Source organism: Paraburkholderia unamae, assembly GCF_003268775.1.
Lineage (GTDB): Bacteria > Pseudomonadota > Gammaproteobacteria > Burkholderiales > Burkholderiaceae > Paraburkholderia > Paraburkholderia unamae.
Genome location: NZ_QLSU01000009.1, coordinates 112,191 through 137,996 on the forward strand (window position 1 = coordinate 112,191; position 25,806 = coordinate 137,996).

The 25,806-nt window shown below is 67.1% G+C and carries 20 protein-coding genes; 5 read left to right on the forward strand and 15 right to left on the reverse strand.

Features of this window, described 5'->3' with window-relative positions:
* Nucleotides 1-190 precede the first annotated feature (190 nt).
* Nucleotides 191-1,345: a hypothetical protein gene (locus C7401_RS16650; protein ID WP_112172503.1), complete on the forward strand. Its 1,155-nt coding sequence runs from the start codon at nt 191-193 to the stop codon at nt 1,343-1,345.
* Nucleotides 1,346-1,407: 62 nt separating this feature from the next.
* Here the strand turns inward: C7401_RS16650 and C7401_RS16655 are convergent, their stop codons facing one another.
* From C7401_RS16655 to C7401_RS16720, 15 genes are all read right to left on the reverse strand, one after another.
* The gene (locus tag C7401_RS16655) at nt 1,408-3,120 is read right to left on the reverse strand and encodes a glycosyltransferase family protein (RefSeq protein ID WP_112172504.1); all 1,713 of its coding nucleotides are present in this window, start codon (nt 3,118-3,120) and stop codon (nt 1,408-1,410) included.
* 281 nt (nt 3,121-3,401) lie between these two features.
* On the reverse strand, nt 3,402-4,523 hold the full coding sequence (locus tag C7401_RS16660) for an acyltransferase family protein (RefSeq protein ID WP_181565593.1): 1,122 nt from the start codon (nt 4,521-4,523) through the stop codon (nt 3,402-3,404).
* 96 nt (nt 4,524-4,619) lie between these two features.
* On the reverse strand, nt 4,620-5,945 hold the full coding sequence (locus C7401_RS16665; protein WP_146757934.1) for an Rv1490 family membrane protein: 1,326 nt from the start codon (nt 5,943-5,945) through the stop codon (nt 4,620-4,622).
* Between the two features lie 126 nt (nt 5,946-6,071).
* Nucleotides 6,072-7,244, reverse strand: coding sequence for a hypothetical protein (locus C7401_RS16670; RefSeq protein ID WP_112172507.1), 1,173 nt, complete (start codon nt 7,242-7,244; stop codon nt 6,072-6,074).
* Between the two features lie 60 nt (nt 7,245-7,304).
* Nucleotides 7,305-9,695: a polysaccharide biosynthesis tyrosine autokinase gene (locus C7401_RS16675; RefSeq protein WP_112172508.1), complete on the reverse strand. Its 2,391-nt coding sequence runs from the start codon at nt 9,693-9,695 to the stop codon at nt 7,305-7,307.
* A gap of 24 nt (nt 9,696-9,719) precedes the next feature.
* Nucleotides 9,720-10,991, reverse strand: coding sequence for a polysaccharide biosynthesis/export family protein (locus tag C7401_RS16680; protein ID WP_112172509.1), 1,272 nt, complete (start codon nt 10,989-10,991; stop codon nt 9,720-9,722).
* Between the two features lie 38 nt (nt 10,992-11,029).
* Nucleotides 11,030-11,974 (reverse strand): glycosyltransferase family 2 protein, encoded by a 945-nt coding sequence (locus C7401_RS16685; RefSeq protein ID WP_112172510.1) that lies wholly within the window; start codon nt 11,972-11,974, stop codon nt 11,030-11,032.
* Nucleotides 11,975-12,002: 28 nt separating this feature from the next.
* Complete coding sequence (locus C7401_RS16690; RefSeq protein WP_112172511.1) at nt 12,003-13,394, reverse strand: undecaprenyl-phosphate glucose phosphotransferase; 1,392 nt, start codon at nt 13,392-13,394, stop codon at nt 12,003-12,005.
* A 28-nt stretch (nt 13,395-13,422) separates the two neighbouring features.
* On the reverse strand, nt 13,423-14,157 hold the full coding sequence (locus tag C7401_RS16695; RefSeq protein ID WP_112172512.1) for a Crp/Fnr family transcriptional regulator: 735 nt from the start codon (nt 14,155-14,157) through the stop codon (nt 13,423-13,425).
* 157 nt (nt 14,158-14,314) lie between these two features.
* Nucleotides 14,315-14,647, reverse strand: coding sequence for a hypothetical protein (locus tag C7401_RS44385; protein ID WP_146757935.1), 333 nt, complete (start codon nt 14,645-14,647; stop codon nt 14,315-14,317).
* Between the two features lie 265 nt (nt 14,648-14,912).
* Nucleotides 14,913-17,480, reverse strand: coding sequence for a glycosyl hydrolase 2 galactose-binding domain-containing protein (locus C7401_RS16700; RefSeq protein ID WP_112172513.1), 2,568 nt, complete (start codon nt 17,478-17,480; stop codon nt 14,913-14,915).
* Between the two features lie 70 nt (nt 17,481-17,550).
* Nucleotides 17,551-18,588, reverse strand: coding sequence for a DUF1839 family protein (locus tag C7401_RS16705; protein WP_112172514.1), 1,038 nt, complete (start codon nt 18,586-18,588; stop codon nt 17,551-17,553).
* Nucleotides 18,585-19,631, reverse strand: a complete 1,047-nt coding sequence (locus tag C7401_RS16710) for an amino acid--[acyl-carrier-protein] ligase (RefSeq protein ID WP_112172515.1) — start codon at nt 19,629-19,631, stop codon at nt 18,585-18,587. Before C7401_RS16710 ends, C7401_RS16705 begins: the two co-directional genes overlap by 4 nt.
* A 1-nt stretch (nt 19,632) precedes the next feature.
* Nucleotides 19,633-20,892: an acyl-CoA dehydrogenase family protein gene (locus C7401_RS16715; protein WP_112172516.1), complete on the reverse strand. Its 1,260-nt coding sequence runs from the start codon at nt 20,890-20,892 to the stop codon at nt 19,633-19,635.
* The gene (locus C7401_RS16720) at nt 20,889-21,140 is read right to left on the reverse strand and encodes an acyl carrier protein (RefSeq protein ID WP_112172517.1); all 252 of its coding nucleotides are present in this window, start codon (nt 21,138-21,140) and stop codon (nt 20,889-20,891) included. Before C7401_RS16720 ends, C7401_RS16715 begins: the two co-directional genes overlap by 4 nt.
* A 260-nt stretch (nt 21,141-21,400) precedes the next feature.
* Between C7401_RS16720 and C7401_RS16725 the strand changes: the two genes are divergently transcribed.
* The 4 genes from C7401_RS16725 (at nt 21,401) to C7401_RS16740 (ending at nt 25,799) form a co-directional block, all read left to right on the forward strand.
* Entirely contained in the window at nt 21,401-21,934 is a 534-nt protein-coding gene (locus C7401_RS16725; RefSeq protein ID WP_112172518.1) for a GNAT family N-acetyltransferase, read from the forward strand.
* A 93-nt stretch (nt 21,935-22,027) separates the two neighbouring features.
* Nucleotides 22,028-23,455, forward strand: a complete 1,428-nt coding sequence (locus C7401_RS16730) for a glycosyltransferase family protein (RefSeq protein WP_146757936.1) — start codon at nt 22,028-22,030, stop codon at nt 23,453-23,455.
* 14 nt (nt 23,456-23,469) lie between these two features.
* Nucleotides 23,470-24,648, forward strand: coding sequence for a glycosyltransferase family 4 protein (locus C7401_RS16735; RefSeq protein ID WP_112172670.1), 1,179 nt, complete (start codon nt 23,470-23,472; stop codon nt 24,646-24,648).
* The gene (locus C7401_RS16740) at nt 24,645-25,799 is read left to right on the forward strand and encodes a glycosyltransferase family 4 protein (RefSeq protein WP_112172520.1); all 1,155 of its coding nucleotides are present in this window, start codon (nt 24,645-24,647) and stop codon (nt 25,797-25,799) included. The genes C7401_RS16735 and C7401_RS16740 overlap by 4 nt, the downstream gene beginning before the upstream one ends.
* Nucleotides 25,800-25,806: the final 7 nt, after the last annotated feature.

Genomic DNA, 25,806 nt, shown 5'->3' on the forward strand with positions numbered 1-25,806 from the left:
GAAAGGGCTCGCACCTGTGTCGAGCATGTGAAGCCTGAACGTCGGCGCACCGTACGTCTGTGCGGCATCGCGCAGTCGCTTCGCCCGCGCGGCCAATGTTGTCCATCGAACGCTGCCGCAAGGGCGGCGCTGGTATCGTCGAACACTATCCCGTCGCGCGCGCGGGGTCGACGTGCTTACGGAGTCGGTGATGACGAGTTCTGATGGATCCGGTTCGACCACGCGGGCGCTCGCTTGCCGCGCCCTGCTGGTGAGCCTGTACGTGCTGGTGGCGGCCGCGTCGTTCTGCGGCTTCTTCGCGAAGTACGCATTGCGCGACGACTCGGCGCACGACGCACTGCCCCTCATGCTTGACGCCACGGCGGATCGTCCGTATGTGTACCGCCAGCTTGTGCCCTATGCCGCGAACCTGGCCGAAAAAGCGCTACCCGCGCAAGTCGCGGACCGTCTGATCGCGCATCTCCAGCAGGACTACCCGAAGCACAACTGGCTGGCCAACACGTTCGCGCGCGCCACCGACGCGAGCAACCCCCGCTACGCGCTGCGCTACCACCTTGTCTACTTCATGGACTTCGCCGCGCTGCTGGCAGGCATGCTGATGCTGCGCGCCGTGTGCCTGGAGCTGACCGGCAAGCCGGCGGCGGCGGCGCTCGCACCGCTTGCCTTCGCGCTGGCCATGCCGGCCGGCAACTTATGGGACCTTCCCGAGCTCTTTTTCATGGCGCTCGCGGTCTGGTTCGCCGCGCGCGGCAAGGGCATCTGGCTCATCCTGCTCACGCCGCTGGCGACCTTGAACAAGGAATCGTTCCTGTTTTTTGCGGTGTGCCTCTATCCGTTCCTGCGCGAGCGCGTGTCGCTGCGTCACGCCCTCGCGGTGGTGGGCGCCTGCGTGCTGGCCGCGGGCGTTGTCAACGTGATCATGAAACTGCGCTACGCCGGCAATCCGGGCGATCTCGCGCAATTCAACCTGATGACCAACCTGCGTTTTCTCGCCAATCCGCGCAACTATCTGCTCAGCGACTGGACGTATGGGATTCTGCTGCCGAAGGGCTTCAATATCGTCATCCTGTTCGTACTCTTTACGATCGTCCGCACAGGCTGGAAGCGGCTGCCAGGCGCGGCGCGCCAGCACGCTTTGATCGCCCTCGCGATCAATGTGCCGCTTTATCTGCTCTTTGGCTGGGGGGATGAGGTGCGCGCGCTCAGCATGCTCTACGTGACGGCGGCACTGCTGCTGTGCGAGGGCATCGCGGCGTACATGGAGCGTGCGCCGCGGGGTGCGCCGGCACTTGCGATGCCCGCCCGCCACGAATCTCAGGCGAGCCCGTCGATGTCGCCGCGCTAATCGGCGCGCGCAATATAGTCACCGCGCAGTCAACGCGCAGTCAACGCGCGGTCAGTGCGCAGTCAGCGCGGATCGCGCCGCAGCGCCAGAAGCTGTGTGCGGAAGTTGGGCAGCCAGCCGTCCACGTCGACGCTCGCGACCGTGTGATAGCCGTCCTGGCCGCCGAACTGCACGAGATACTCGTCGTCGATGACCCACCAGAAGCTCTTTGTCGGCGACTCGACGTAGTTCGGGTCGTACAGATACGTTCCGTTGAACTCCTCTCCGCCGTCGATCTGCGCCGGTTTCACGCCCCGGTTGAGCAGCGTGTCGAGCAGGCTCCAGCGTGCGCGGTTCCAGCTCATGTAGTCGTGGGTCCCGGCCACACCATAGCCACCTGTGAGAACGAGGGCGAACATGGCCGCCGCGCCGTACGTACGCATGCCCTTACGCGCTTTTTCCGTGGGCTCGGCGCTCGCGGCCCCCTGCCACTCGAGCGTGAAGAGGGCGAGCAGCGCGAAGGTCGGCACGAGCAGATAGCGGTCGAAGTAGCCGGCCACGAAAAGCGGCGCGAGGTAGATGACGGCGTTGAACAGCAGGAACGCGCGCAAGCTCGCCGCGCCATCAAACTGGCGCTTGCGTAGTGCATTGAGGAGCGAGCGCACCACCAGCCCCAATTCGAGCAGCATGAGCGTCGCGCCGCCAACCGCGATGAACGTCATGAGCAGCCAGAATGCCTTGGGCAGCGGCGCGGGTCCCGGCAGCGTGCCCGGCGCGCTGTGAAGCCGCACGGGGCCGAGACCGCCGTCGTTGATCGTGACCCAGTCGAGCGGCAGCGGCCGGACCGCGGCCATCAGGCCGAACCAGACCAGACCGAACACAGCGGCGCCAATGAGGATCCGGCGGCCGTGGCGTTGCTGCTTGTATTGCGCGATCATCTGGGGCGCGCGCCAGAGCAGCACGGGGCAGAGGAACCAGCCCATATGCACGATGATGCCGCGCGCAAACTGCTCGAGCTTCATGGCGAAGGTGTGCAGTGAAGCGAGTGAGCGGCCAAACGAGTCGGTGGGCGCGCTCGCCATGGCCGGCACGGCGTCGCGCGCGTGCAGCCAGAACACGAAGCCGACGAGGAACGCAACGCTGGCCGCGACCCCGGCGGCGCTGAGCGCGATCGCGCGCTTGTCCTTGCGCGATTCGAGCAGGAGCGCGGCGCACATCGCCATCGCCAGATTCAGGCCGAGCTGGCGCACGGAAACCGCGGCGAGCGCGAAGACGATGGCGGCGAGCAGCGTGCCGGTCTTGCGGGTGCGCAGGAAGCGGCAGAAAAACATCGTGGCGACGATCGAGTACGCGGCGAACTGGATATCGGTCATGAACGATACCGACAGCACGAGCCAGATCGGATTGAAGCCCAGCACCAGCGTCGCGGCAATCGTCTTGCGGCGATCGCAACCCGCGTCCTGGAGCAGCAGCGCAAACGCACCCAGCCCGATGGCGCCGGCAACGATCGTCGAGATGCGCAGCGCCGTGTATGAGAAGCCGAACGGCAGGCAAAAGAGCGCTCCCCAGAGGGTCTGCCCGATCAGCGTCATCGAGGTATAGCCGCCCGGCGTGAACTGGCCGGTTTCGAGCAGCGTGCGCACCGTGAGCGCGTACGACCAGTCGTCGTTCAGCGGGATGTTGCCGCGCGGATCGGCGGCGATGACGGCGACGAGCCAGATTGCCACCGGCAGGAGGATGGCGGCGTAATCGCGGCGCTCGCTCGCGAGCGGTTTGGTGGTGAAAAGCGTGTCCATGTGCGCGAAGCCCGAATGAAGGTCCGGATGCCGGAGCGCGCCGTCCCGTGGCGACGGCGAGGGGACGACGGACGCGGGCTTTGCGTGCGCGGGGCCTGCACGTGCGGCGGCCCTCGCCGGTCGCGTGTGGCAGCAGCGCCGTGCCGGGAGCATGCGGCATTGTCAGCCGTGATGCTACGAGTGGTCGCGTTCGTGCTCTGTACGGCAACGCACCATCGCTCGCAGCCGGGCGCGCGAACGCCGCCGTGTAGTTGCTGCGGCGGTATCGGCAGGGGCCTGGGCTATTCGAGGTCGCGTACCCCCGCCTTCGAGCCGCGCATGCGCGCCCACATCGGGCGCTTCATGTTGGCAAACTGGTTGAGGAACTGGCGGTAACGCACGGCGAGGCGCGGTTCGATATACACGGCGATCACCACGGACAGCAGGACCATGAACACCATCACATAGGGCCGCAGGTCGAGGCTGAGATGCAGTCGCTTCTCGGCGAAGCTGATGATCATGTAGCCAAGATTCTGGTGGACCAGATAGATCGGGTAGGCCGTGCGGCCAAGGACTGAGTAGAGCCGCTGGAGCCACGCGTAGTTCGCCTTGCGCGTAAAGCAGATAAAAATGCCGAGCGCGGCCAGCGCCATGAAGGGCCCGCTGATTGGGGCCGGGCTCGTTTTCGTGAGCAGCTCGGAAATGCGTGCGGCCTCCATCCACGAGCGAATGGCGATCAGGATGAACGTGGTCGCGAGCGCCAGGAGAACGACGGCCGAGTAGCGCCTTTTGATGATGATGAGGTAAAGCAGGATGCCGGCCGCGAAGAACGGCGCGTATCGTTCGAACGGGTAAGGGGTCGTCGGGCCGGCGGTGAGCGCAAAGCCGGGCACGAGCGTCGCGGCGCTGTAAAGCGCGAGCAGCAGCGCGAGCGTCAAGGCGTGTTTGCTCATGTCGCCGAAGTGCATGGCGGCGAACACGATCAGGTAGAAGGTGACGAGGGTGCCGAGCGACCAGTACGACCAGTCGACGCCGGAAATGAGCGGAAGCGGCAGCACGAGCACGGAGCTGAGCAGGCCGAGGGACGAAGGCGAGTACCCCGCGGCGAAGTTCGCCGCAAAGGTGATCGGGGCGCAAACGAGCAGGCACGGCCCGAGCCTCACGAGCCGGTTCGTGAGGAATTGCCCAGGGCTGCGCGAGTGCGCCGAGCCGATGATGATAAATCCGCTGAGGACGAAAAAAATGTCGACGCCGAACGAACAGTAGCGCAGCGCCGGGAAATTCACGGGATCGGCGCTGATCGTGCCGAGTAGGGGTCCGAAATAATAGTAGTGCCAGGCCATGGTGAGGCACGCGAGGAGGAAGCGCAGCGCTTCGAGATAATCGATCTTGCCATTCGCGCCCCGGCTGGAATTGTTTTTCATTGTTGGTGTCTCGCTACCTGGTGAGGTGCGGCGTTGCATGTGGTTGCGTACGGTCGCGTGCGGACCGTACGCGGGATGCCCGACCCCTCGGGCGATTCAATGAAAGAACTGGTCGATCAGCGGCCGGAACCGGTAGAAGGGGCTAAAGCCCATCAACATGCAGCATTCGGGCAGCCGGAAAGTCAGGCAGTAGAACAGCGAGAGGAAGAAAAGCGCCTTACCGTGGCGGCCGCTTCGATATGCGATTGCCGGTATCAGGTCGCGCGACACGTACTGGAAACAGGGCTCGAGCCGCGCGCGCAGGGCGGCGGGAACGCGGCTCATCACGTCGGGGGTGGTGATCGACCCTGTGCCGTCGGCGAGCAGCAGCATGAGGTACGACAGCGCGACGGCCGAAAGCCAGCGCCCCCAGTCCATCGCCAGGATGAAGATCGGAATCGAGCAGAGCGCGAGAAACCACAGGATCGCGAGATGGCGGCGCAGCAGGTCGGGAGAGCACACGCCCGCGCTGGCATCGCGCCGCGACGTGATGAAGGCGAGCACCGCGCTAATGCCGATGGCGCCGACAGCCCACTCCCAGAACTGGCCCGACACGACGACGTGCAGGGACATGGCCAGATTGGCGAGCGTGCTCCAGCCGAGCACGGTGACCGCGCCGAAGGGGATGTCCGGCGATTTCGGCGACAACAGGGCGCGCAGCGCCGGGTCGAGGGTCATCCACATCTCGCTCGCGAGTTGCGGGCTGCCGCGCCACAGGAAGCACACGCCAAGCATGACCAGCTGGATGAAAAGACCGAGCCGGACGAGCCATGTGAAAGTGGGATGCGTGGGGGCGAGCATTTGCGCGACGCGTCGCGCGAGCAGGTAGAAGGCCGGAAACGAGATGAACACGAATCCTTCGTGCACGAGCGGAAGCGCCACGCACTGTGCGAGGAAGACGACGAAGAACAGCCAGGCGGCGGGCAAGCGCCTCGCATCCGTGCCGGCGCGGCAGATGGAGATATAAAGCAGGCAGTCGATCGCAAGGGAGATATGGAACAGCATCTCCTTGCGAAAGAAGTACTCGCCGCCCAGGGCCATGTGCACGAGCCCGCCCGGCAGCAGCAGCGCGAGCAGGATCGCGGGGGTGCTTTGCCAGCGCGAGGCGCGCCACAGCGCGAACAGCAGCACGCACAGCACTGTGTAATTCACGAACACGAGGTGGTTGATCGCGCTGATCCAGTCGGCCTTCTCGCGCACGAGTCCGAGCAGCTCGCCACCCAGGCCGCGCCGGACGAACCCGTGGTCATAGGTGATCAGCCAGTCGGTATAGCCGTAGCCGCTCCAGTTCAGGCTCTCGGGCTTGTTTGCGGTGGCGCCCCAGACAAGCGCAACGCCTACGCCCATCAGCGCCAGGACGATCCAGAGATTCACTCGTTTCACAGCTTCCCCCTTGCTTTTCCTGAACCGGTCGGCCGTCGTCGCGTGCCGATTCGAGTCGACGCGCTGTCGCTGACCCGCTGTGGTTGACTTGCTTTGGCGGCGGACCACCGGCTGTTTGCGCACTGCCTAGATGTCGTTGACTGCCTCGGCCGGGCGCCCGGGCGGCGCGCCGCCCGTCACCGCAAACGAGCCACGGGCCCCGGCAGCCCCGGTCTGGCGCCTGGAGCCGGCGCCGGCGAGAAAGACCGAGGCGGTGGTGCACAACAGCAGCGCCGCGCTCACGTCCAGCATGCTGAGCGCGCGCACTTCGTCGACGTAGCCGAGCGCGAGAAAGAGCGGCACATTGCACGCGGCGGCGAGCAGGGCATGGCGGCGCGCGCACTTTGGCAGCGCGCTCCAGCCCGTGGAGACGAGCAGCGCGAGCAGCCCAAGGATGACGATATTGGTGGGGCGTGGCAGCGGAATGCCGTAGGTCCACTCGGTCAGGAAGTAGTTGCGCGGGTTGGCATAGAAGCGCAGGTTCAACCAGAGATTGAACAGCGCCGGGTCGCCCGCATTGCCTGCGTAACGGTATTTGACGAGCGCATTGACGAGCGCGCCCGCGGCGATGCAGACGCCGATGCACGCCACGGCCACGCGGCGCGAGGCGCGCAGGCGCAGGAACGGATAGAGCGTCACCGCGAAAACCGGGAACGACTCCTTGTTGAACGTCGCCACGAGCGTGAGCGCCACGAGCCATGCGATCTTCGCCCGGCACGCGAGCCAGACGGCGGTCGCCATGAACATCAGCTCGGGAAAATCATAGAAGTAGGTGGCCGGCATGACGATGGCCAGGACGAGAGGCGCAAGCGTGGCGGCCACTTCGTCGCCGGCGAGGTCGAGGCAGACCTGCCGCAGCATCAGCATCGCAACGAGCAGCGAGCAGAAGGAGAGGCCGTACACGACGTAATAGCGCAGTGCGTAAGCGGGGTCGTCCGTGCTCTTCGCGCGCGTGAAGGTGGCGCGCAGCGGGTTGTGCGCCGGGGCGTCCTCGGCGAGATGCTCGAGAAAGCGCGTCTTGAGCGGCTGCGGGAGCAGCCGCTCGGCCGTGTTCGCGATGGTCGGCAGCAGTTGCCGGTAGACGTACGGCCGCTCGGCCGTGCCGTCCATAATCTCCGTGAGCGAGGTGCCCGTGTTGCCGTCACCAAAGCTGTGCTTGGCGTAATTGCCGCAAACGGCGGCTGCCGCGACGAGCAGGTAGGTGCACAGAAGCATCACGCTGCGCGTAATGTGCGCTCCGAGGCGCTGCTGCCGGTACATGGGACACTCCTAAGTCAGGAAGCGCGGGGCCGCACGTTCGCACGGTCCCGCGGGCTCGCGTCAGGGCTTGGGATAGTCCGATCCGGACATGTCGGTGGTGTACGTGTAGGCATACGCGTAGTCATAGTGGCCGTAGCGGGCACCACGCTTGAGCTCCACGGCATTGAGCACGCCGCCTATCACCCGGGCGCGCGCTCGTTGCAGTTTCTTGAGCGACGCGCCGATCTCGCGTTCGGTGTGCGCACCGGCGCGGATCACGAGAACCGTCGCGCCGGCGATGTTCGCGACGATCGAGGAGTCGGCCACGGCGAGCAGCGGCGGCGTGTCGATGATCACCAGGTCGAATTCTTCGGAGAAGCGGCGCAGCATCTCCGTGAAGCGGCTCGACGTCAGGATCTCCGAAGGATTCGGCGGGTAGGCACCCGACGCGATGAAGTGCAGCCCCGAGACGCCGGTTGCGCGCGCGGCGATATCGAAGTCGACCTGACCCGTGAGCAGCTCGGTCAGGCCGCCTTGCGGCGAGCGGCCGAAGTATTGCGCGAGGCGGCCGCGGCGCAGGTCCGCGTCGATCAGCAGCACGCGCTTGCCCGACTCGGCGAACAGGGCGGCGAGATTCGCGCAAAGGAAGCTCTTGCCGTCGGCGGGCGTCGGGCTCGTGAACGCGATGATGCGGTTGGGCGTGTCGACGAGGCCGAACTGGAGCGTTGCACGCAAGCCGCGCAAACCCTCGACCGAAACGTCGAACGGATGCGTCTTGGCGAGCAGCGCGCGAGTGGGCGCATGGGGCGCGGGAACCGGCACCATGTCCGACTGCGCCATGTGGCCACGCTCGCTCGGGCGGGTTGCACGCGGGCGGATCAGGCGCGCGACACCCGAAGGCACCGCACGCATCACGCCGTTTCGCTCGGGCGCGGGCAGGGCGGCCTGCTTGCTGTTGGCGATCTTCAGGTCGCTGCGCGTTTGCTCGGCGGAGAGCGGAATCGAGCCGAAGATCGGCAACGAGAAGCGCCGCTCGATCGTTTCGGGGTCCGATATGCCCGTGATGAACATGTGGCGGCAGAACGCGAACGCGATCCCCGCGAGCACGCCGAGGAGCGCCCCCGCGGAGATGATGAGGCCGGCTTTGGGCGCGACCGGCACGGTCGGCACGAGCGCCTCGTCAATGATGTGCACGTTGCCGACCGTGCCGGCTTTCTGGATCGACAGTTCCTGGGTTCGGTTGAGCAGTGCGACGTAGATGTCGTTGGCGACCTTCGCGTCGCGTTGCAGCGAGACGGCTTCGCGCTCCGAGCCCGGCAGGTCCTTGAAGTGGTCTTCGAAGCGCGCGCGTTCGGCGGAAAGCGCCGCGATCTGCGCGTCGGTCTGCTGGACTTCGGGGCTGTCGATCGTGAAGCGCGTGAGCAGTTGCGCGCGCGCGATGCGCAGCGCGGCGATCTGCTTTTCATAGTCGAGGCCGCCTTGCAGATACACCGAGGCCTCGGCCGTCGGCTGGAACGTGCCCGCCCGCGCCTGGTATTCGGAGAGCGCGTGCTCCGCGCGCTGGAGATCCTGGCGCAGCCGCGGCAGTTCGCTGTTCAGGAAGTCGAGCATCTTGCTCGCTTCCTCCTGCGCGCGCGTGGTGCGCTGCGCGAGGTACGACTGAGCGACGGCGTTCGTGATCGCCGTGATCGCCTTCGGGTCCGTGCCCATGAACGAAAGCTGCACGATGCCGGTGTCGTGACCGCGCTCCATGACTTGCAGGCCGCCCACGAGGCCCATCACGGCGTCGAGCTGGTTGGCGCGTGTGATGAAGAACTCGGTGTCGGGGCGCGCGACGAGCTGCGTCACCTTGATGGTGACGCCGTTGCCCTCGGCCTGCGTGCCGGCCTTGCCCGAGAGCAGCAGGCGGCCCGCCGGATCGAGGAGATCGAAGCGGCTCTCGCCGCGCGCGCGCAGTGTGAGCTGCACGCCTTCGAGCGCCTTCGGCACCGTGATCGAGTCGACGGCGAATTGCTCGCCACCCCAGGCGTACGAGCGCATGCCGAACCAGGCCGGCATTGGGTGGCCCGGACGCGCGAACAACTGGGAGATGCGCGAGAGGTACGGCAGCATCTTCGGGCCCGCGCCGAAGTTGAGCCTGAACTGCTCGACCACGGGCTCGACCACGCTGCGGCTCTTGATGATCTCGATTTCCGCGTCGGTGTGGATCATGCCGCTGCCGGCGCTGGACAGTGAGCCGATCGCAGCGGCGGTTGCCGACCCCTGCTGCGACGGGTCGATCTGAAGCATGGCGTCGGCCGAGTAGATCCGCGTTGCGGTCTGGGCGTAGAAGATCGCCGCTCCCAGCACCAGCGCCGCGATGCCGATCACCCACCAGATCTGGTCGACGACCATGCGCACCAGATCGCGCATCACTTCGTCCTCGTCACCCCCGCGGGCTGGCGAGATGTCTTCAATGTCATAGGTACTCATTGTCAGCTCTCTCGGTCGCGGATATCAGGGGTTCACAAGTTCTTTCGTGAAGAAGATGGTCTGCAACGACGGCGTAATCAGGTCGAGCAAGCGGTTAAAGCGCGCCGACTGGGCAATCTGCACGTACACGACATCGCGCGGCGCCAGTTCGAACCGGGTCATCAGCATGATGGAGTCGACCTGCGTCATGTCGAGGCGGAACACCTGCGGCGTGGCGAGCTTCGTCTTGACCGTGTGGTTCGGGCCCGGCTGCGGGTCGATGCCGCGAATCACGTAAATGGCGTGCGGATTCGACGTGCGGTTGTCGATGCTGTTGGCGTTCGCGATGGCGTCGGCGAGCGTGAGCTTGCCGCGGTTCATCGGCACGATCGACGGGTGCGCGATTTCGCCGAGCACGAACACGCGGCTGTTGCTGCGATCGGGCACGTCAACGATGTCGCCGTCGCGAAGTAGTACGTTCTGCTGAATGTTGCCCGTCGAGACCAGCGAATCGACATCGATCTGATGCCGTACGCCATCGCGCGTCACGCCGACGTTTTGCAGATCGGCGTCCTGCTGCGCGCCGCCCGCGCGGTTGAGCGCGTCGACGATCGACATTGGCATGTCGGTGATCGCCTGCCCCTGGGGCACGCGCACGTCGCCGAGCACCTGGATCTGCTTGCTGTTGAAGCCCGTGACGCGCACGTCGAGCTGCGGATTGCGGATCGTGCGGCTCAAGCCTTGCGTGAGCTTTTGCTGGACCTCTTCGGCGGTCAGGCCGACCACTTTTACGCGGCCTACGCGCGGAAAGAAGATGGTGCCGTCGGCCGCCACGCGCAGTTCGAGCCCGCCGATCTGGCCGCCGCCCGACACGCCGCCCAGGGTGCCGCCGCCGCCCGTCGCGCCGCCGGTCGACCCCGCTGCGCCGCCCGCGGCCGCGCCACCCGTCACGCCGCCCGCCGCGCCGCCCGGCAGCGGAGGCGTGCCGGTGCCCGCGCCGCCTTGCGAGGTCAGCTCGGGGTGATCCCAGACGATCACCTGAAGCGAATCGTTGATGCCGATATGGTAGACGTACGCCGCGCGCGTGGCCGGCGTGAGGCACGTCAGCGGGCAGGTGAGCAACGCCGCGTTGTCGTCAGGGTGCTGAATGAAGTATTGCGCGTTGATGGGCAGCACGTCGTAGACCGGCGGCGCCGTCTGCTGCGCGGGAGGCGCGGGTTCGCGCAAATTGCTTTCGTCAAAGAAGCCGCCGGGCGTCAAGCTGCACGCGCCGAGCGACAACACTGCCAACCCCGCGATGATGTTTTTTGTCTGCATGGTCAGTTTCCCCGCGTTACACGTGCGCGCCGATCCTTTCAGCGTCTGTCCTGCTGCCAGGCGCCGAAAAGAGCGCGTACACCAATCCACCACTGCTGCATGGCGACTGTCGGCCCGGTCCGGCCGAATGCCAGCGTGAGCGCACGGCCAAGCCCCGGGTCCGCGCGCGTGCCAATCAACGTGGCGTAAAAGATGAAAGCCCAGCGACCTGCCGGTGAGAGGTGGTCGCGCATGATGAGTCGCAGATTAAACGAAGCGTTGTAAAACGCCGTGCGGTTGAACACATAACGCTGATCTTCGTCCGCGCGCTGTGCCGGGAAGTGATCGACGAGAATAGTGGGGTCGTACATCAGCGTCCACGCGCGGCGCACGACGTCGAGGCTGAACTGCATTTCGCAGTGCACCTGCGCGCCGCTGCCGAGCAGCCGTTCGTCGAAGCGTATGCCCGTCACGGCCGCGCGCCGGAACGCCATGTTCACGGCCTTGAGCACCTGCACGCGGCGGCGCGGCCCCGCGCCGATGTGATGATTGCCGATCGCGCGGCCGTACCAGCGCACGAGCCCCACGTTGGGCGCGGCGCCCGTGAGCACGGTGCCGCGTTCGTGCACGATGTCGCGCCCGCCGATGCCGCCGAGCGTGTCGTCGTCGATGAAGGCTTCTTCCAGGCGCCTCGTCCAGTCGGGATGCGGCGCGGCGTCGTCGTCGGTGAAGCAGACGAGTTCGCCGCGCGAGGTTTCGAGGCCCATGTTGTAAGCGGCGACTACGCCCGGCTGCGTGACGGGCGCGACGCGCAGGTTGCGCGTGCCGGGCCCGCTCACGCGCGTGCGCAACAGGTCGTGCGTGGCGTGGTCGTCGGCGCGCGCCACGACGATGACCTCGTCGGCGGGGCGCTCCTGTGCGTCGAGCGCTGCGAGACAGCGTGCGAGATCGGCGGGCCGCCGATAGGTCGGCACGACCACGGAAAGGCTGAATGCCTGGCTCACGTCCTTGACTCCCCCGGGTGAAGCTTGGTCAGTAGGCGTTGCGGCCGACAAATCCCTTCACGAGCGTGATGAGCACGATCTTGATGTCGAACCAGAACGACCAGTTGTGGATATAGAAAAGGTCGAACTTCACGCGCGTTTCCATTTTTTCGACTTTGCGCGTGGCGCCCCGGTAGCCGTTCACCTGGGCCCAGCCCGTGATGCCGGGCTTGATGCGGTAGCGATGCATGTAGCCGTACACGAGGTTCTTGTAGAGATCGTCGTGTTCGAGCGCGTGCGGCCGCGGTCCCACTACGGACATCTGCCCGAGCAGCACGTTGTAGAACTGCGGCAGCTCGTCGAGGCTCGTGCGGCGCAGGAACGCGCCCACCCTGGTCACGCGCGCGTCGTGCTCGGTGGCTTGCGTCACGACGCCTTCCTCCTCCCGGTGCACGGTCATCGAGCGGAATTTGTAGATGCCGAACGGACGGCCGTCGATCCCCTTGCGCATTTGCCTGAAGAACACGGGCCCCGGCGAACTCAGCTTGATCGCCACGGCGATCGCGGCGAACAGCGGCAGCGTGAGCACGAGCACGGCCAGCGAGAACACGCGGTCGAACACGAGCTTCGGCCACATCTGCGGCGCCGGAATCGGCATGCCGGTGAGGCTGATGGTGGGCAGCCCGAGCACGTCGACGAGCGAGTGATTAAAGAGCGCGAGGCTGCGCGTGTCGGGCACGAAGCGCAGATTCACGAAGTCGTTCTGGAACGCTCGCGTGAAGCGGTAGATCGTGTGCTCTTCGGAAAGCGGCAGCGCGAGCCAGACTTCGTTGATGTGCTCCTCGCGCACTTTCTGCACGAACGCGTTCATGTCGGTGAGCGTGGGCAGGCCGTTGATGCGCGCGTGCGACTCGGCGAACATGTCGGCGAACTGCGTCGTGTCGAACACGCACACGGGCTTGAAGCCCGCGTGCGCGCGCTGCTCCAGGTGCGCGAGCAGCGTGCGCGTGAAGCCCGGCGTGCCGACGAGCGCGACCGAGCGATAGTTCAGGCCGCGCCGCCGCGCCACACGCAGCGCCAGGTGCACGATCAGCTTGGTCACGAGGATCAGCGCGCCCGAAATGAGCGTCGCGTAGCCGAACCACAGCCGCGAGATCGCCTCCGTGCGGTGCAGCGTGAAGCTGAGCATGAGGCCGGCCACCACGATCAGCAGCCAGGCGGCGGCCACGCGCGAGAGCATCGCCGGCAGCGACTTGCCGCGCCACGTCTCGTAGATGCCGAACACGGGGAACAGCAGCAGCACGAGCGCGCAGTTGAACGCGATCAGAAGCCGCTGCGTGTCTTCGAGCCCGATTGGCGACGAGTAGCGCATCCGGTGGGCGAGCAGAGCGCCTGCGATCACGAAGAACGCGTCGAAGGCCCTTGCGGTATTGCGAAACATGACAGCTCCCCGGCTGTTGCGGATGCGCTCAGGCGACGGTCTCGGCCTGGTGCAGGCGCGGCAGCAGGCGGTCGAACTCGCGGCGTACGAGCCGGTAGCATTCGCACGCGCGGGCTTCGAGCCCTTCGCGGTCCACCACCTCGATGCGGCCGCGATGATGGTGAATGAGGCCCTGGTCGTGCAGCTTGCCCGCCGCTTCGGTAATGCCTTCGCGGCGCACGCCGAGCATGTCGGCGATGCGTTGCTGCGTGACGGCCAGCTCGTTCGACGCGACGCGGTCCGTCTCGCTGAGCAGCCAGCGGCACAACTGGCTGGAGAGCGAGTGATGGCGGTTGCACGCGGCGGTTTGCGCGATCTGCGTGAGCAGGGCATGCATGTAGAGCATCATCAGGCGGCGCAGCATGTCCGAGCGCGCGAAGTGCTGGCGCAGCGCCTGTGCGCTCATGCGGTAGGCGAAGCCCGCGTGCTGCACCTGCACGCGGCTCGGCATGGTTTCGCCGCCGGTGAGGATCGGCACGCCGGTCATGCCTTCGCGGCCGACGGCGGTCAGTTCGACGGAGCCGCCGTCTTCCATCGTCGAGAGCAGCGAAATGACCGCCGTGGTGGGAAAGTAGACGTGGTGAATGCGTTGGCCGGAGTCGCAGATCAACTGCTCGGTGCGCAGATGAACGAGTTCGAGATCGGGCGCAAGCGCCTGCCACTCATGCGTGGGCAGTGCACCGAGCAAATGATTGCCGTGCAGATCGGATTGAAGGGTGAGCATGATTGGTCCTCGCACGAAGCCGCGTGAAACACGGCATTCTGTTTTTTCCCCCGTCACCGCATCTCATGAGTCTCTGCACGCGCGGCGTGCCATGAGTGCGTTGTGTGGGCCCCGTAAACCCCCTGACGCGCCGGCCTTCGTTCGCGAAGTGCCTGTGTCATGCGCCGGTGCCTTCATTTAGCGAGGAGCGTGCCAGCGCACGGCAAAGCGAGCACTGGCGCGATGCAGCATTGTTCGCGCGGCTCGCGCCGAGAAAAAGTCCGGCTTTTTGTTTCAAATCTGTACAGCGAGAAGGCGTGCGCCGCGCGTCCTTCCAGCCGTTGCCGCGCTCGCGAAGCCTTGCTGCGGCGGGGTTCCCACGCGTTCCGGCATGCTGCTGCAAGGGGCTTTGCGCCTGAAACAAGCGGTGTTCGAAGCGGATTCGCCACCCGTCGCGCGCATGCCGAATTGATTCAGATGTGTTCCACGGCTTGCGTGCGTCGTCGCACATACGGTTATTTTGTGGTGGGACGCGCCCCGCATGCAGCGCGCCTGCACGGCCCGGAGAACAAGCATGGGTGCGGGTCTTTGCGGCGCTCGCCGATTGCGTGAGGGTGAAGCCGGTGTGAACGGGGGCGCTGGCGTTCGATCCATGAGTTGGTCCCGGGATGCCGCACTTGTTTCGTTGTTGTTACATGAGGCGCTATGGTCTGCGGTAATAGCGGGGGGCGCGGCGCGCGGGCAGCGGCGTGCCTGCGCGCGCAAGGCGTCTCACACTATGGATAGAACACCGTGGCGACGGCATTGATCGCACGGATTTCGCCTTCGGGCGGCGCGTCGCGATGGGGGCGGCCCGCCGCGCCGCTCGCGGGTGTGAGCGCGATGGTGCGCGCTCGGCCCGGCACGAGATGGAACCAGTTAGGCGTGGCGACGTAATGCGCGTCGGCCACGTAGACGTAGCGCGCGAAGCGCTGTGCTTGCAGCACGAGCTGCCATCCCGCAGACGATTGTTCGAGCGTCGCGGTGATGCCCAGGTCGTGACGTTCGAGCGCGCGTTTCTCGGGCAGATGAAACGCTTCGGCGAGGATGTCGCCGCTCGCGCGCTCGCGCAGCGTCGCGATCGTCACGTCGTGCGGGCGCGGGCCGAAGCGGTACGCATGCGTGAAATCGAAGAAGCGCCCGAGCAGGTCCGCGGCGCTCACGCTGTGCGCGCCGCGCGGCGCGAGGTCGACATCGCGGCTCGCCTCGGCCACCTTCACCGCGCCGTCGCGCAGGCACAGCAGTTCGAGCGTCGCCGCGAGCGGCTTTGCCGTTTCGTTGACGATGTGCAGGTCGAGCCCGTTGAGCCCTTCGTCGGTGATGCCGATGTGCACGGGCTTGAGTGCCTGGGCGAGCGCATGCCACGCGCTCTTCGGACGCCGAAGCGAGTCCACCACGCCCCAGCCCGCGCCCGGGCGCAGGTCCTGAAACTGCCAGACGAGCGCGCCGCCGCAGCGCGACCCCGCGCGCCGCCATTCGGCGAACACCTCGGTCATCAGTTCGGCCACCACAGCGCGCCCGAGGTCGAGAAAGCGCTGCGGGTCTTCGTAGCGCAGCCGCGCGCTCTCGTGGCCGTACACCGCGTGCACGTAGTGGTCGCGCACGTCGTCGAAATCCCAGCCCGAGCCGGGGTCGCGCGGCACGGCGGCCTTCCAGCGCGGATCGTGGCAGTGAATCGTGCCGAGGCCGTCGTGCAGCGTGGCGTCGTCGGGGATGTTGGCGAACGCGAGACATTCGGCGGCGAAGCGCACGTCCGAGCGCCGCACGTCGCTCATGGGCCGCTGGTACGCGCTCACGCCGTAGTAATGGGTGATGCCCGCGCGCGTGCCGAACGGCCAGACGCCGCCCGAGGGCGAATTCGTGATGTACCGGATGTCGGGCCGCTCGCGCGCGACGAGTGCGGGCAACTGTTGCGTGAAGAGCGGCTGCTCGCGCTGCTCGGGCGTCAAGCCGAACATCGCGGCCTGCTGGTCGATCTCGCTGCCGCCGCAGGTCACGGCGAGCGAGACGTGGCGGCGCGTGCGCGCGAGAAACTGCGTGGCTTCGCGCGTGACGGAGGCGATGAAGGCTTCGTCGGCGGGGTAGTCGAAGTTGGCGAACGCAAAGTCCTGCCAGATGAGGATGCCGTGCTCGTCCGCGAGGCGGTAGAAGGCATCCGATTCGTAGACCATCGTGCCGCCCACGCGCAGCATGTTCATGCCCGCGTCGCGCGCGAGCGCGAACCACTGCGCGAGTTCGTCGGGCTTGCCGGCGAGCGTCACGAGGTCGGCGCTCGTCCAGCACGCGCCCCGGCAAAACACGGGCGTGCCGTTGATGCGCAGGGCGAAGCCGTTGCCGTCGTCGCCGTGGTTCGCTTCGATCGTACGAAAGCCCACGCGGCCCAGGTCGAAGGTTTCGTCGCCCAGTTGCAGGGTGAGCGCGTGCAGCGTGGGCGCGCCGTGCGTGTGCGGCCACCAGCGCTCGGCGCCGGGCACCCGCAGGCGGCCCGCGAGCGTGCGCGCGTCGCGCCAGGCGAGCGCGCCCTGGGCGCCGCCGCACGCGAGTTGCGCGCGGGCGGCGGCCGCCTGCTCGTGCACGAACGTGAGCGTGAGGGAGACGACGCCGTCGTCGCCTTCCACGGCGGTGGCGACGTCGACCGTATCGAATGCATGGGGCGCGTCGCCCAGCCATTCGACGGGCCGCCACGGGCCCACGGCTTCGACGCTCGGGCACCAGCCCGGCATGTGACCGAGCAGGGTGGTGCGAACGTTACGTAACGTCGGCGGATTGACGAGACGCGGACGCCAGCGCGCGCGGCCCCGCCGCGCGGCCAGCAGCGGCGCGAGCGAGCGAAAGCACAGCGCGAGCGTGGCACGGCCTTCGAGCGCGATGTCGAGGTCGTGCGCGACGAACATCGAGTCGGAGTCGAGCCGCTTCACGCCGTCGAGCCAGACTTCGGCGAGCGTGGCGAGGCCGTGCAGGCGCAGCCGCCGCACGCCGCCGTTTTCGCGATCGCCTTCGATGGTGACGCGATACCAGTGATCGTTCTGCTGGAGCGGCGGCGGGTGGCCGATGTCGAGCCGCCCGGCGTCGCGCCACGCGGCCGCCACCGTGCCCGGCACGGTGGCCGCGAGCCAGCCCTCGGCGGGCCAGTCGGCGGGCGACGCGCAGGCTCCAGCGGGCGTGCTGAGGCATTGCCAGCCGGTGTCGAGCGCGCGCGGCCAGACGGAGGCCTCGCGCGGGCGCGCGTGAGGCGCTTGCGCCGCTTGCTCCGCTTCGGCCGGGCCGCCGCGAGAGTCGATGGAATCGGTTGGCAACGCCCGCACGGCGGCTCCTTTCGTGGTACGTGGGGTTCCGGCCGTGGGGCGGCCTGCTTTGCGCGGCTCGGGTGAGCCGTCAGCCCATCAGCCTCGCGAGCGCAGGCAGCGTGTTCTCGTAGGCGGCCTCCAGGGTGTCGAAGCATTCCGCGCAGAGGTCGGGGCGCTTGCGCGCCATCGCCCGCACGAGGCGGAACTGCATCACCATCGACTCGGACGCGATGGTCTGCGCCCCCGCCACGATCGCCTCGGGCACGTCGTAGCCGTGCTCGTTGAGCCACAGCAGGTACTTGGACAGGAACTCGAAATTCGCGCCCAGTTGCCGCATGAGGTTGAACGAGTACAGGTGGAAGTACCGCTCGCCGCGCGTGAGCACGGCGTCGAGCTGCTCGGGAAACGCCGCGCGCCACTGCGCGATGGGGTTGTGCGCTGGCCGCCGCGCGAGATGGCCGCGCAGCAGTTCGGCCGACGCCTGCGCGAGCGCTCGTCCCTGAAGGGGGGCGCGCGCCTGCTTGCAGAACTCCACGTACGGGAACAGCAGGTCGGGCTGCTCGAAGAACTGGGGCAGCTTGCGGAACACGCCGTCGTAGTCGTCGCCTTCCAGCCGGTGGTAGCCCGTGTTGTGGAAATAACCGAGCCGCTTGCCCACGGGATCGATGAAATCGATGCCCACCGTGGTTTTCGGGTGCTCGCGCCGGTACGAGGTGGCGCGCGTGTTGGGCAGGTAGTAGCCGTCCACTTCCACGAGCACCGTGTGGCCGCGCAGCGTCTGCGCGCGCACGCGGTCTTCGAGCGAGTCGTAGATCGCCAGCTCCTGCACCTGGGTGCCGTAGAGCGTTTCGAGGTCTTCGAGCGGAAACTTGAAAAACGTGAACTGGTCGCCCTCGAAGTCCTGCGTCACCGTGAACGCGAAGCCCGCGCGCGGGTCGAGGCCGAAGCCGTGCAGCACCTCGATCCACAGGTCCACGTAGCAGTTGGTCTCCACCCACACGCGTTCGCCCTGATGCAGCGCGTGCGAGGCGTGCTCGCCGCGCGGCGGGCGCAGCGGCACGACCACGGCGGGCGCGGGAGCGGCTGCGGGCGCGAGCGACCCGGCAGTCGAGAGCGGCGTGCTCATACGTGGCCCTCCAGCGCGTGCGCGATGCGCGCGCGCGTGTCGCCCCAGAGCAGCGCGCGCACCTCGTCGGGCCACGTGTTCACGTCGAGGCCGTGGTGGCGGAAGAGGGCGAGCGTGATGCGCTCCATGCCGAAGCCCACGCAGCCCGTGTGCGCCACCGAACCGTCGGCGCAGGCGATCTTCCAGATCGCGCCGAAGTGGTCCATGTGGTAGTTGAACGAGAGGCACGCGGTCTTGCTTTCGGGGTTCGCCACCGGAATCAGCAGCTCGAACTTGAGCGCGAGCGTGCGCTGGCTGTCCGCCACGATCTTGCCGCCGCGCCCGAAGAACGGGTCGTTGGCGAGATCGACGTCGAGCGGCAGCTTCAAGAGGCGCACGAGCGCCGAGCCGCGGTCGATCCACATCTGCCGGAACGTCATGACCTCCTCGGCGCTGCCGAGGCGCACATATTCGCGCTGGCGGAACATCTGCATGCGCGCGGGGTCGAGCGAGGGCTCGTGGCGAAAGCAGTACGACAGCACGTCGATGGTCGCGCCGCCTTCGGGCAGCGGGCCGCGCTTCGCGATCACCGGGTAGATCGGGTAGCACGCCGCGGGCGTGAGCACCACGCGCGTGGGCTTTTGCTGGCCGAGCCAGCTGTCGTCGCGGTCGTCGTCGCGCTCGGCCATGGCGTCGTCGAGCGCGCGCAGCAGGCGCCGGTGGCCGCCGTCGTCGCCGCAGAACGAGTGGATCGTGCCGGCCAGATGCGGGAAGTTCTTGAGGTACTCGCTGTCCTCGAAGTCCGTGCGCCGCATGGCGGGCGGAAAGCGCAGCAGCTCGGGCTGCTGGTCCGCGCCGAGGTGCGAGATGGCCGCGTTCAGGCGGTCCACAATGTCCTCGAAAACGGCGCTGCGGCCGTACAGGCCGTTTTCGCCCGTGTCGATCAGGATGCCCTTTTCGAGCAGGCGCTCGCGCAGGGTCGGGTCGGCTTCGAGTTCGGCGGCCGCTTCATGGGCGGCCGCTTCCTGCGCGGTGGCCGCGCGCGTGTCAGTGATCGTGCTCATTTCAGACTCCCCCAGGAGCGGCCGGCCGTTGCGCCAGCAGCAGGCTCGCCGTGTTCTGCGCAATACGGTCGTTGTTGATCATCAGCGGCGCGGAGTACAGGTCGCGCAAATGGCGGCCCACGCTGTATTCCGTGCCGTTCTTGTAGCCCGCCATGCCGACGATCATCAGCACTTCCTGGACCACCTGGAGCGCGGTCGAGGAGATGCTCGTCTTGAGCGTGTTCATGTCGGAGGCGAAGCCGAGCAGCGCCGAAAGCGGCAGGTCCGCCTGGTTCGCGCCGTGCTTGGCGTTGTGCGCGGTGCGCGCGGCGTCGAGCGCGACGGCGAGGCGCGCCTGCATCATCTGCAACAGGCCGGTGGCTTGAGCGAGGCGCATGCCGGCCGGCGGCACGGAGCCGGGCTTGGCGCGCGCCTGGGCGCGGAAGAACGCCTTCGCGCGGTTCACGGCGTCGCCCGCCACGCCGGTCCATACGGCCGCCCACAGCGTGTGCGAGACGGGCAGCATGGTCTGGTCGGCGATCTCGCTGAACGGCGTGGACAGGATCTGCGTGGCGTCGCCGCCGGCGATCAGACGAAAGCCCTCGCTGCACGTGCCGCGCATGCCCATCGAGTCCCACACGCCGCGTTTTTCCAGCGTGGTCTGCTCGCGCAGCGTGACGATCATGACCTGATCGGAGGCCGCGGCTTCGGCGTTGCGGCGCGCGGTCACGAGAATGCCGTCGGCCTGCGCGCCATACGAAATGGTCGGCGCGAGCTTCTCGATGCGAAAGCGCTCGCCCTCGACTTCCACCGCGCACGCGCTGGTGCGCATGGCCCCGCCGATGGTTTCCTCAGACGTAGCCGAAGCGAGCAGCAGTTGCTCGGCAACGAGCCGCTCGAGCAGCGCCGCGTGCCACGCCGTGCCGCTGCCGTGCTCCTCGATGCAGGCCACCTGGATCTGGTGCATGGCGTAGACCATGGCGGTCGAAGCGCAGCCTTGCGCGAGCGTTTCGCAGATCGTGGCGACGTCGGCGAGCGAGAGGCCCGCGCCGCCGAAGCGCGCCGGCACCATCGCGGAGAGCAGGCGTTCGCGGCGCAGGGCGTCGAAAGCCTCGGTCGGGAAGCGCGCTTCGCGGTCCACGGCGTCCGCGTGCTGCGCGGCGACCTGCATGGCGCGCTGCGCGGCGGCGCGCCAGCTCGCGGCCGGCTCGATCGCGGCAAGCGGCGCGGGCGGCGCCTCGCCCGCGGCGAGCGCGGCGTCTTGCTTCAGGGGCGCGTTCATACGGCCGCCTTTGCCTGCTGAAGCTCGGTCACGGCCGCGGCAAGCGAATCGATGCTGGAAAAGAGCCGGCGGGTGAGCATCCGGTCGGGAATCTCGATGCCGAATTCGTCTTCGATCGCGAGCATCAGATGCACGGTCGCGAGCGACGAGAGCCCGGCGGCGTAGAGGTCGGCGTCGTCCGCCAGGGAGTCGGGCGGCACGTCGAGACGGGCGGACTCGGACAGGATGCGGCGCAGTGCTGTTTTCATGAAATTGCCCCCTTCAAAGGAAAGGTCGCGTGGACGCTTGGGGTGGGTTCTTCACGGGTCGGTCCCGGTCTGCCGTTGCGCGGCGCTGCGGCGGCGCTGCTTTCGCGCGGGCAGACGGGCGTGCCGGTTGTTCGTATTAAACGGATCGCGATGCAGCATCGTCGGTACGCTTCCGCACGGAGATCGAAGGGTCGCGAGGCGTAACGTGTGGCCATGGCGACACCGCGTGTCGCGACGGAACAAAAGCTTGAGGAGGATCAATGAACTGGAAAACGCTCGAATTCGATCAGTTCACGGCACGCGAGCTGTATCTGATCATGCGGGCGCGCAGCGCGGTGTTCGTGGTCGAACAGTCCCATGTCTGTCTCGACGCCGACGGCCACGACGAGCGCTCGCTCCACGTTTTCGCCGTGGAGGACATGGGCAAACCCATGCCGGTGGTGGCCTATGCGCGCATCCGGCCCGGCGACGCCGAAGACCCGGAAATCATCATCGACAAGGTGCTCACGAGCCCCGCGCGGCGCGGCGACGGCACGGCCGAACTGCTGATCGAGCGCGCGCTCGCGGCGATTGTCGAGCGCTGGCCAGGCCGCGCGGTGCGCGTGAGCGCGCCGGCCACGCTGCGCGGCTTTTACGAGCAGTTCGGCTTTCGCAAGGCCGAGGGGCCGTTTCTGGAGCACGGCGTGCCGTTCATCGGGCTCGTGCGGCACATGCGCGGCGAGCATGGCGTGTTCACCGCGCGGCGGCGCGAGCGTGGCGCGCTTGCCGCCGCGAGCACGTTCGAGCTGCTCTGAGGGCGCGCGATGAGCGAGGCCCCGTTTCTTGCCGCTCCCCAGCCGACGCGCCTGCCGATACGCGCGCGCGCGCGTCGCCGTTCGCGCTCGCGAATGTCGTTCCTGATCGGCCCCCTCGCGACGCCGGTGTCGGTTTTCGTCGTGACGCTCATCCTGATCGTCGCGCACCAGGGCAAGCTGCTCGAAGTGACCTTCATGCCGATGGCCGTCGCGGTCTCGTACTGGCTGTACCGGCGCTATCCGGTCCATTACGTTTCGATGGTGTGCTGGCTCATTTTCCTCACACCGGAAGTGCGACGGTTCGCAGACTTCTATAACGGCGTGTTCAACCAGACCAGCATCATCATGATGACGCCGTTTTTTGCGGCGAGTCTCGCGGGCCTCTCGATACTGAACAAATATCGCTATCTCGGCCAGCGTCGCGCACTGCCGCTGATCATGATGCTGATCGCCATTGTTTATGGCTATGTGCTGGGCGTGGCGCAGTTCGGCATCATGGCCGCGACTTACGGGCTGATCAACTGGCTGCAACCGATCTTCATCGCCTGGCATCTCATTGTCACCTGGCGCGAATATCCCACTTATCGGCGCGTCTTGACCAAGACCTATGTGTACGGCGCCATCGTGATGGGCGCGTACGGCATCTACCAGTATGTGGCGCCGCCGCCCTGGATCGCTTTCTGGATGGCGCAGTCCGGCATGGAGTCGTCGTCGGGCAGCGCCGTGCCGTTCGGCATGCGCATTTGCAGCACGATGAACTCGACGGGCCCGTTCGCGCTCACGATGATGGTCGCGCTCCTCATGCTCGTCAGCGCGCCGGGCAAGGCGAAGTTCTTCGCCGGCATCGTGGGGCTTCCGTCACTCATGTTCACGCTCGTGCGCACGTCGTGGGGCGGACTGGTCATCGGTCTCGTCTACCCGCTCGCCATGCTCGACAGCAAGAGCCGGCTGCGTTTGATCATGGTCGGCGTTTGTGTCGTGGGGCTCTGCGCGCCGGCCGTCATGATCGACCAGGTCGCCGCACCGTTGCTCAAGCGCCTCCAGACCATTCAGGACATCCAGAACGACAGCAGCTTCCAGGCGCGCTCGGGTTTCTACACGAACTTCTCGGAGATCGCGTCGCGCAGCTTCGCCGGTCACGGGATCGGTTCGACCGGAATTGGGGCGAAGCTCGCCGCCGATCCGTCCCAGGTGCTCTCGGTGGTGGACAGCGGCGTGGTCGACGTGGTGTGGGTGCTCGGCTGGCCCGGCACACTGCTCTATATCGGCGGCGTGCTCATGCTGCTATGGCGCGCGTTTGTCGCGAGCCTGCTGCGCTCGGACGACCGGTTCGCGGTTTCCGGCGTGGGGGCGTCGATCGCGATCCTTGCGATCATGGTCATGGTGGATACGCTACAGGGCTCGTCGGGCATGCTTTTCATGATCGGCACGGTGATCCCGGTGATCGGCTTGCGCTACGTGCGGCACATGCAACGTCTGAACGCCTTGAGCGGCGCCGCGCGTGCAGGGCGGCCCTCATGAGCGCCGAGCGACGATTGCGCGTACTGGTCGTGACTCACGTGGTGCGCGAGAACGACGGGCAGGGGCGCGTGAATTACGAAATCGCGCGGGCGTTGCTTGCCGCGGGGCATCAGGTCACGCTTCTGGCCTCGATGGTCGCCCCGGAGCTGCTTGAACATCCCGCGCTGCGCCATGTGGAGATTCCGGTCAGCCGCGTGCCGAGCCGCTTGCTGCAATACCAGCTGTTTGCGCTGCGCACCGGCGCGTGGATCCGGGCGCATCGCGAGGAATACGACGTCGTGCACGTGAACGGCTTTATCAGCTGGGCTCGCGCGGATGTCAACGCCGTGCACTTCGTGCACGATGGCTGGTATCGCTGCGGCTTTTATCCGTACCGCTTTTTCGACGGCTGGTACGGCGCCTATCAGGTCATCTATACGCGGGTGAACGCATGGTGCGAGCGCTGGGCGTTTCGCCGCTCGCGCGTCATCGTGCCGGTGTCCCACAAGGTCGGCGAAGAGGTTCGCGCGCTAGGGCTCGACGCGAGTGCACTACGCGTGATCCACAATGGCGTCGACACGGACCAGTTCGCGCCGGGGCCATCGGAGCGGGAACGATTCGGCTTGCCACGCGATGTGTTCATGCTGCTGTTCGCGGGCGACCTGCGCTTGTCGCGCAAGAATCTCGACGCCGTGCTGCGCGCCCTGGCGCTCACGCCGCCGCATGTCCATGTGGCCGTGGCAGGCGGCCTGCGCAACAGCACGTATCCTGCGCTCGCCCGCGAGCTGGGCGTGGCCGACCGGGTGCATTTTCTCGATTTCGTGACGGACATGCCCGCGCTGATGCGCTCGACGGACGCGTTCGTGTTTCCTTCGCGCTACGAAGCAATGAGCCTCGTTTTGCTCGAGGCGCTTTCGGTCGGGCTGCCGGTCATCACGGTGGCGACGGCCGGCGGCTCCGAGGTGATCGACAGCCGGTGCGGCGTCGTGCTGGACAGTCCGGAAGACACGCCAGGCCTCGCACGCGCGATCGAGCGGGTCGCCGGGAACGCGCAATACGCGCGCGAGATGGGCCAGGCGGCACGCGAGCTGGCGAGAACCCTCACGTGGCCGACGATGGCGGAGCGCTATCTCTCGTTGTACGAGGAGCTCGCGCGGGGCAATGATGCGGTGAAGCTGGAACTCGCGGGTGAAGTGCTGCCGGGGCGGTCATGAGCGAACGCATTGACTCGTTGCAGATCGGCATGCATTGGTTCGGCGAGCGCCAGGGGGGCCTCGACCGTGTGTTCATGGCGCTCATCGAATCCTTGCCGGCGCAGGGCGTGGATGTGCGAGGGCTCGTGGCCGGCAGCGAGAACGTGCAACGCGCCACGAACGGCATGGTTCAGTCGTTTGCAGGCCAGCACGATGGCCTCGGCACCCGGCTGCGCCGTGCACGCATGCACTCGATCCGGCTCAAGCGTGTGCGCCAGCCCGACATCGTCGCCTCCCACTTCGCGCTGTACGCCGCGCCCACGCTCGGCGTGTTCGGGCGGGTGCCGCGCGTCGTGCATTTTCACGGACCGTGGGCAGCGGAATCGTCCGTGACCGGCCACAGCCGGTTCTCGCATGCCGTGCGTCATGCGGTCGAGCGAACGGTGTACCGCAACGCGCAGCGCCACATCGTATTGTCGAATGCGTTCGGCCGTGTGCTGCAAACCGAATATGGCATCCCGGAGGAGTCGATTCGCGTCGTACCGGGGTGTGTCGACATCGAGCGTTTCGACACGGGGCACACGAAAGCCCGTGCGCGCGAGTTGCTCGGTGTCGCGCAGGACCGTCCGCAGATCTTCTGCATCCGGCGTCTCGTGACGCGCATGGGGCTCGAGGATCTGATCGACGCCATGTTCATCGTCAAGCAGACGATTCCCGAGGCCCATCTGACGATCGCGGGCAAAGGGGCGCTGGACGCCGCGTTGCGCGCCCGCATCGCGGCGCGTGGACTGGAAGCTCACGTGACGCTCGCCGGCTTCGTGTCCGACGACGACTTGCCATTGTGGTATCGCGCGGCGGATCTGAGCATCGTGCCTACGGTAGCGCTCGAGGGCTTCGGCCTCACCACGGTCGAGTCGCTGGCGGCCGGCACGCCGGTGCTCGTGACGCCCGTAGGCGGCCTTCCCGAGGCGGTGGCGCCGCTCTCCGAAGGGCTGGTGTTGCCTTCGATCGGCTTCCATGCGATCGGCTGCGGGATCGTCGATGCCTTGCTGGGCCGCCACCCGCTGCCCGACGAGCAAACCTGCCGGGACTACGCACGCAGCCGCTTCGACCGCGCCGCCGTGGCGTCGCAAGTGGCGGCGGTCTATCGCGAAGTGGTGGGCGAGCGCTAAAAATGCG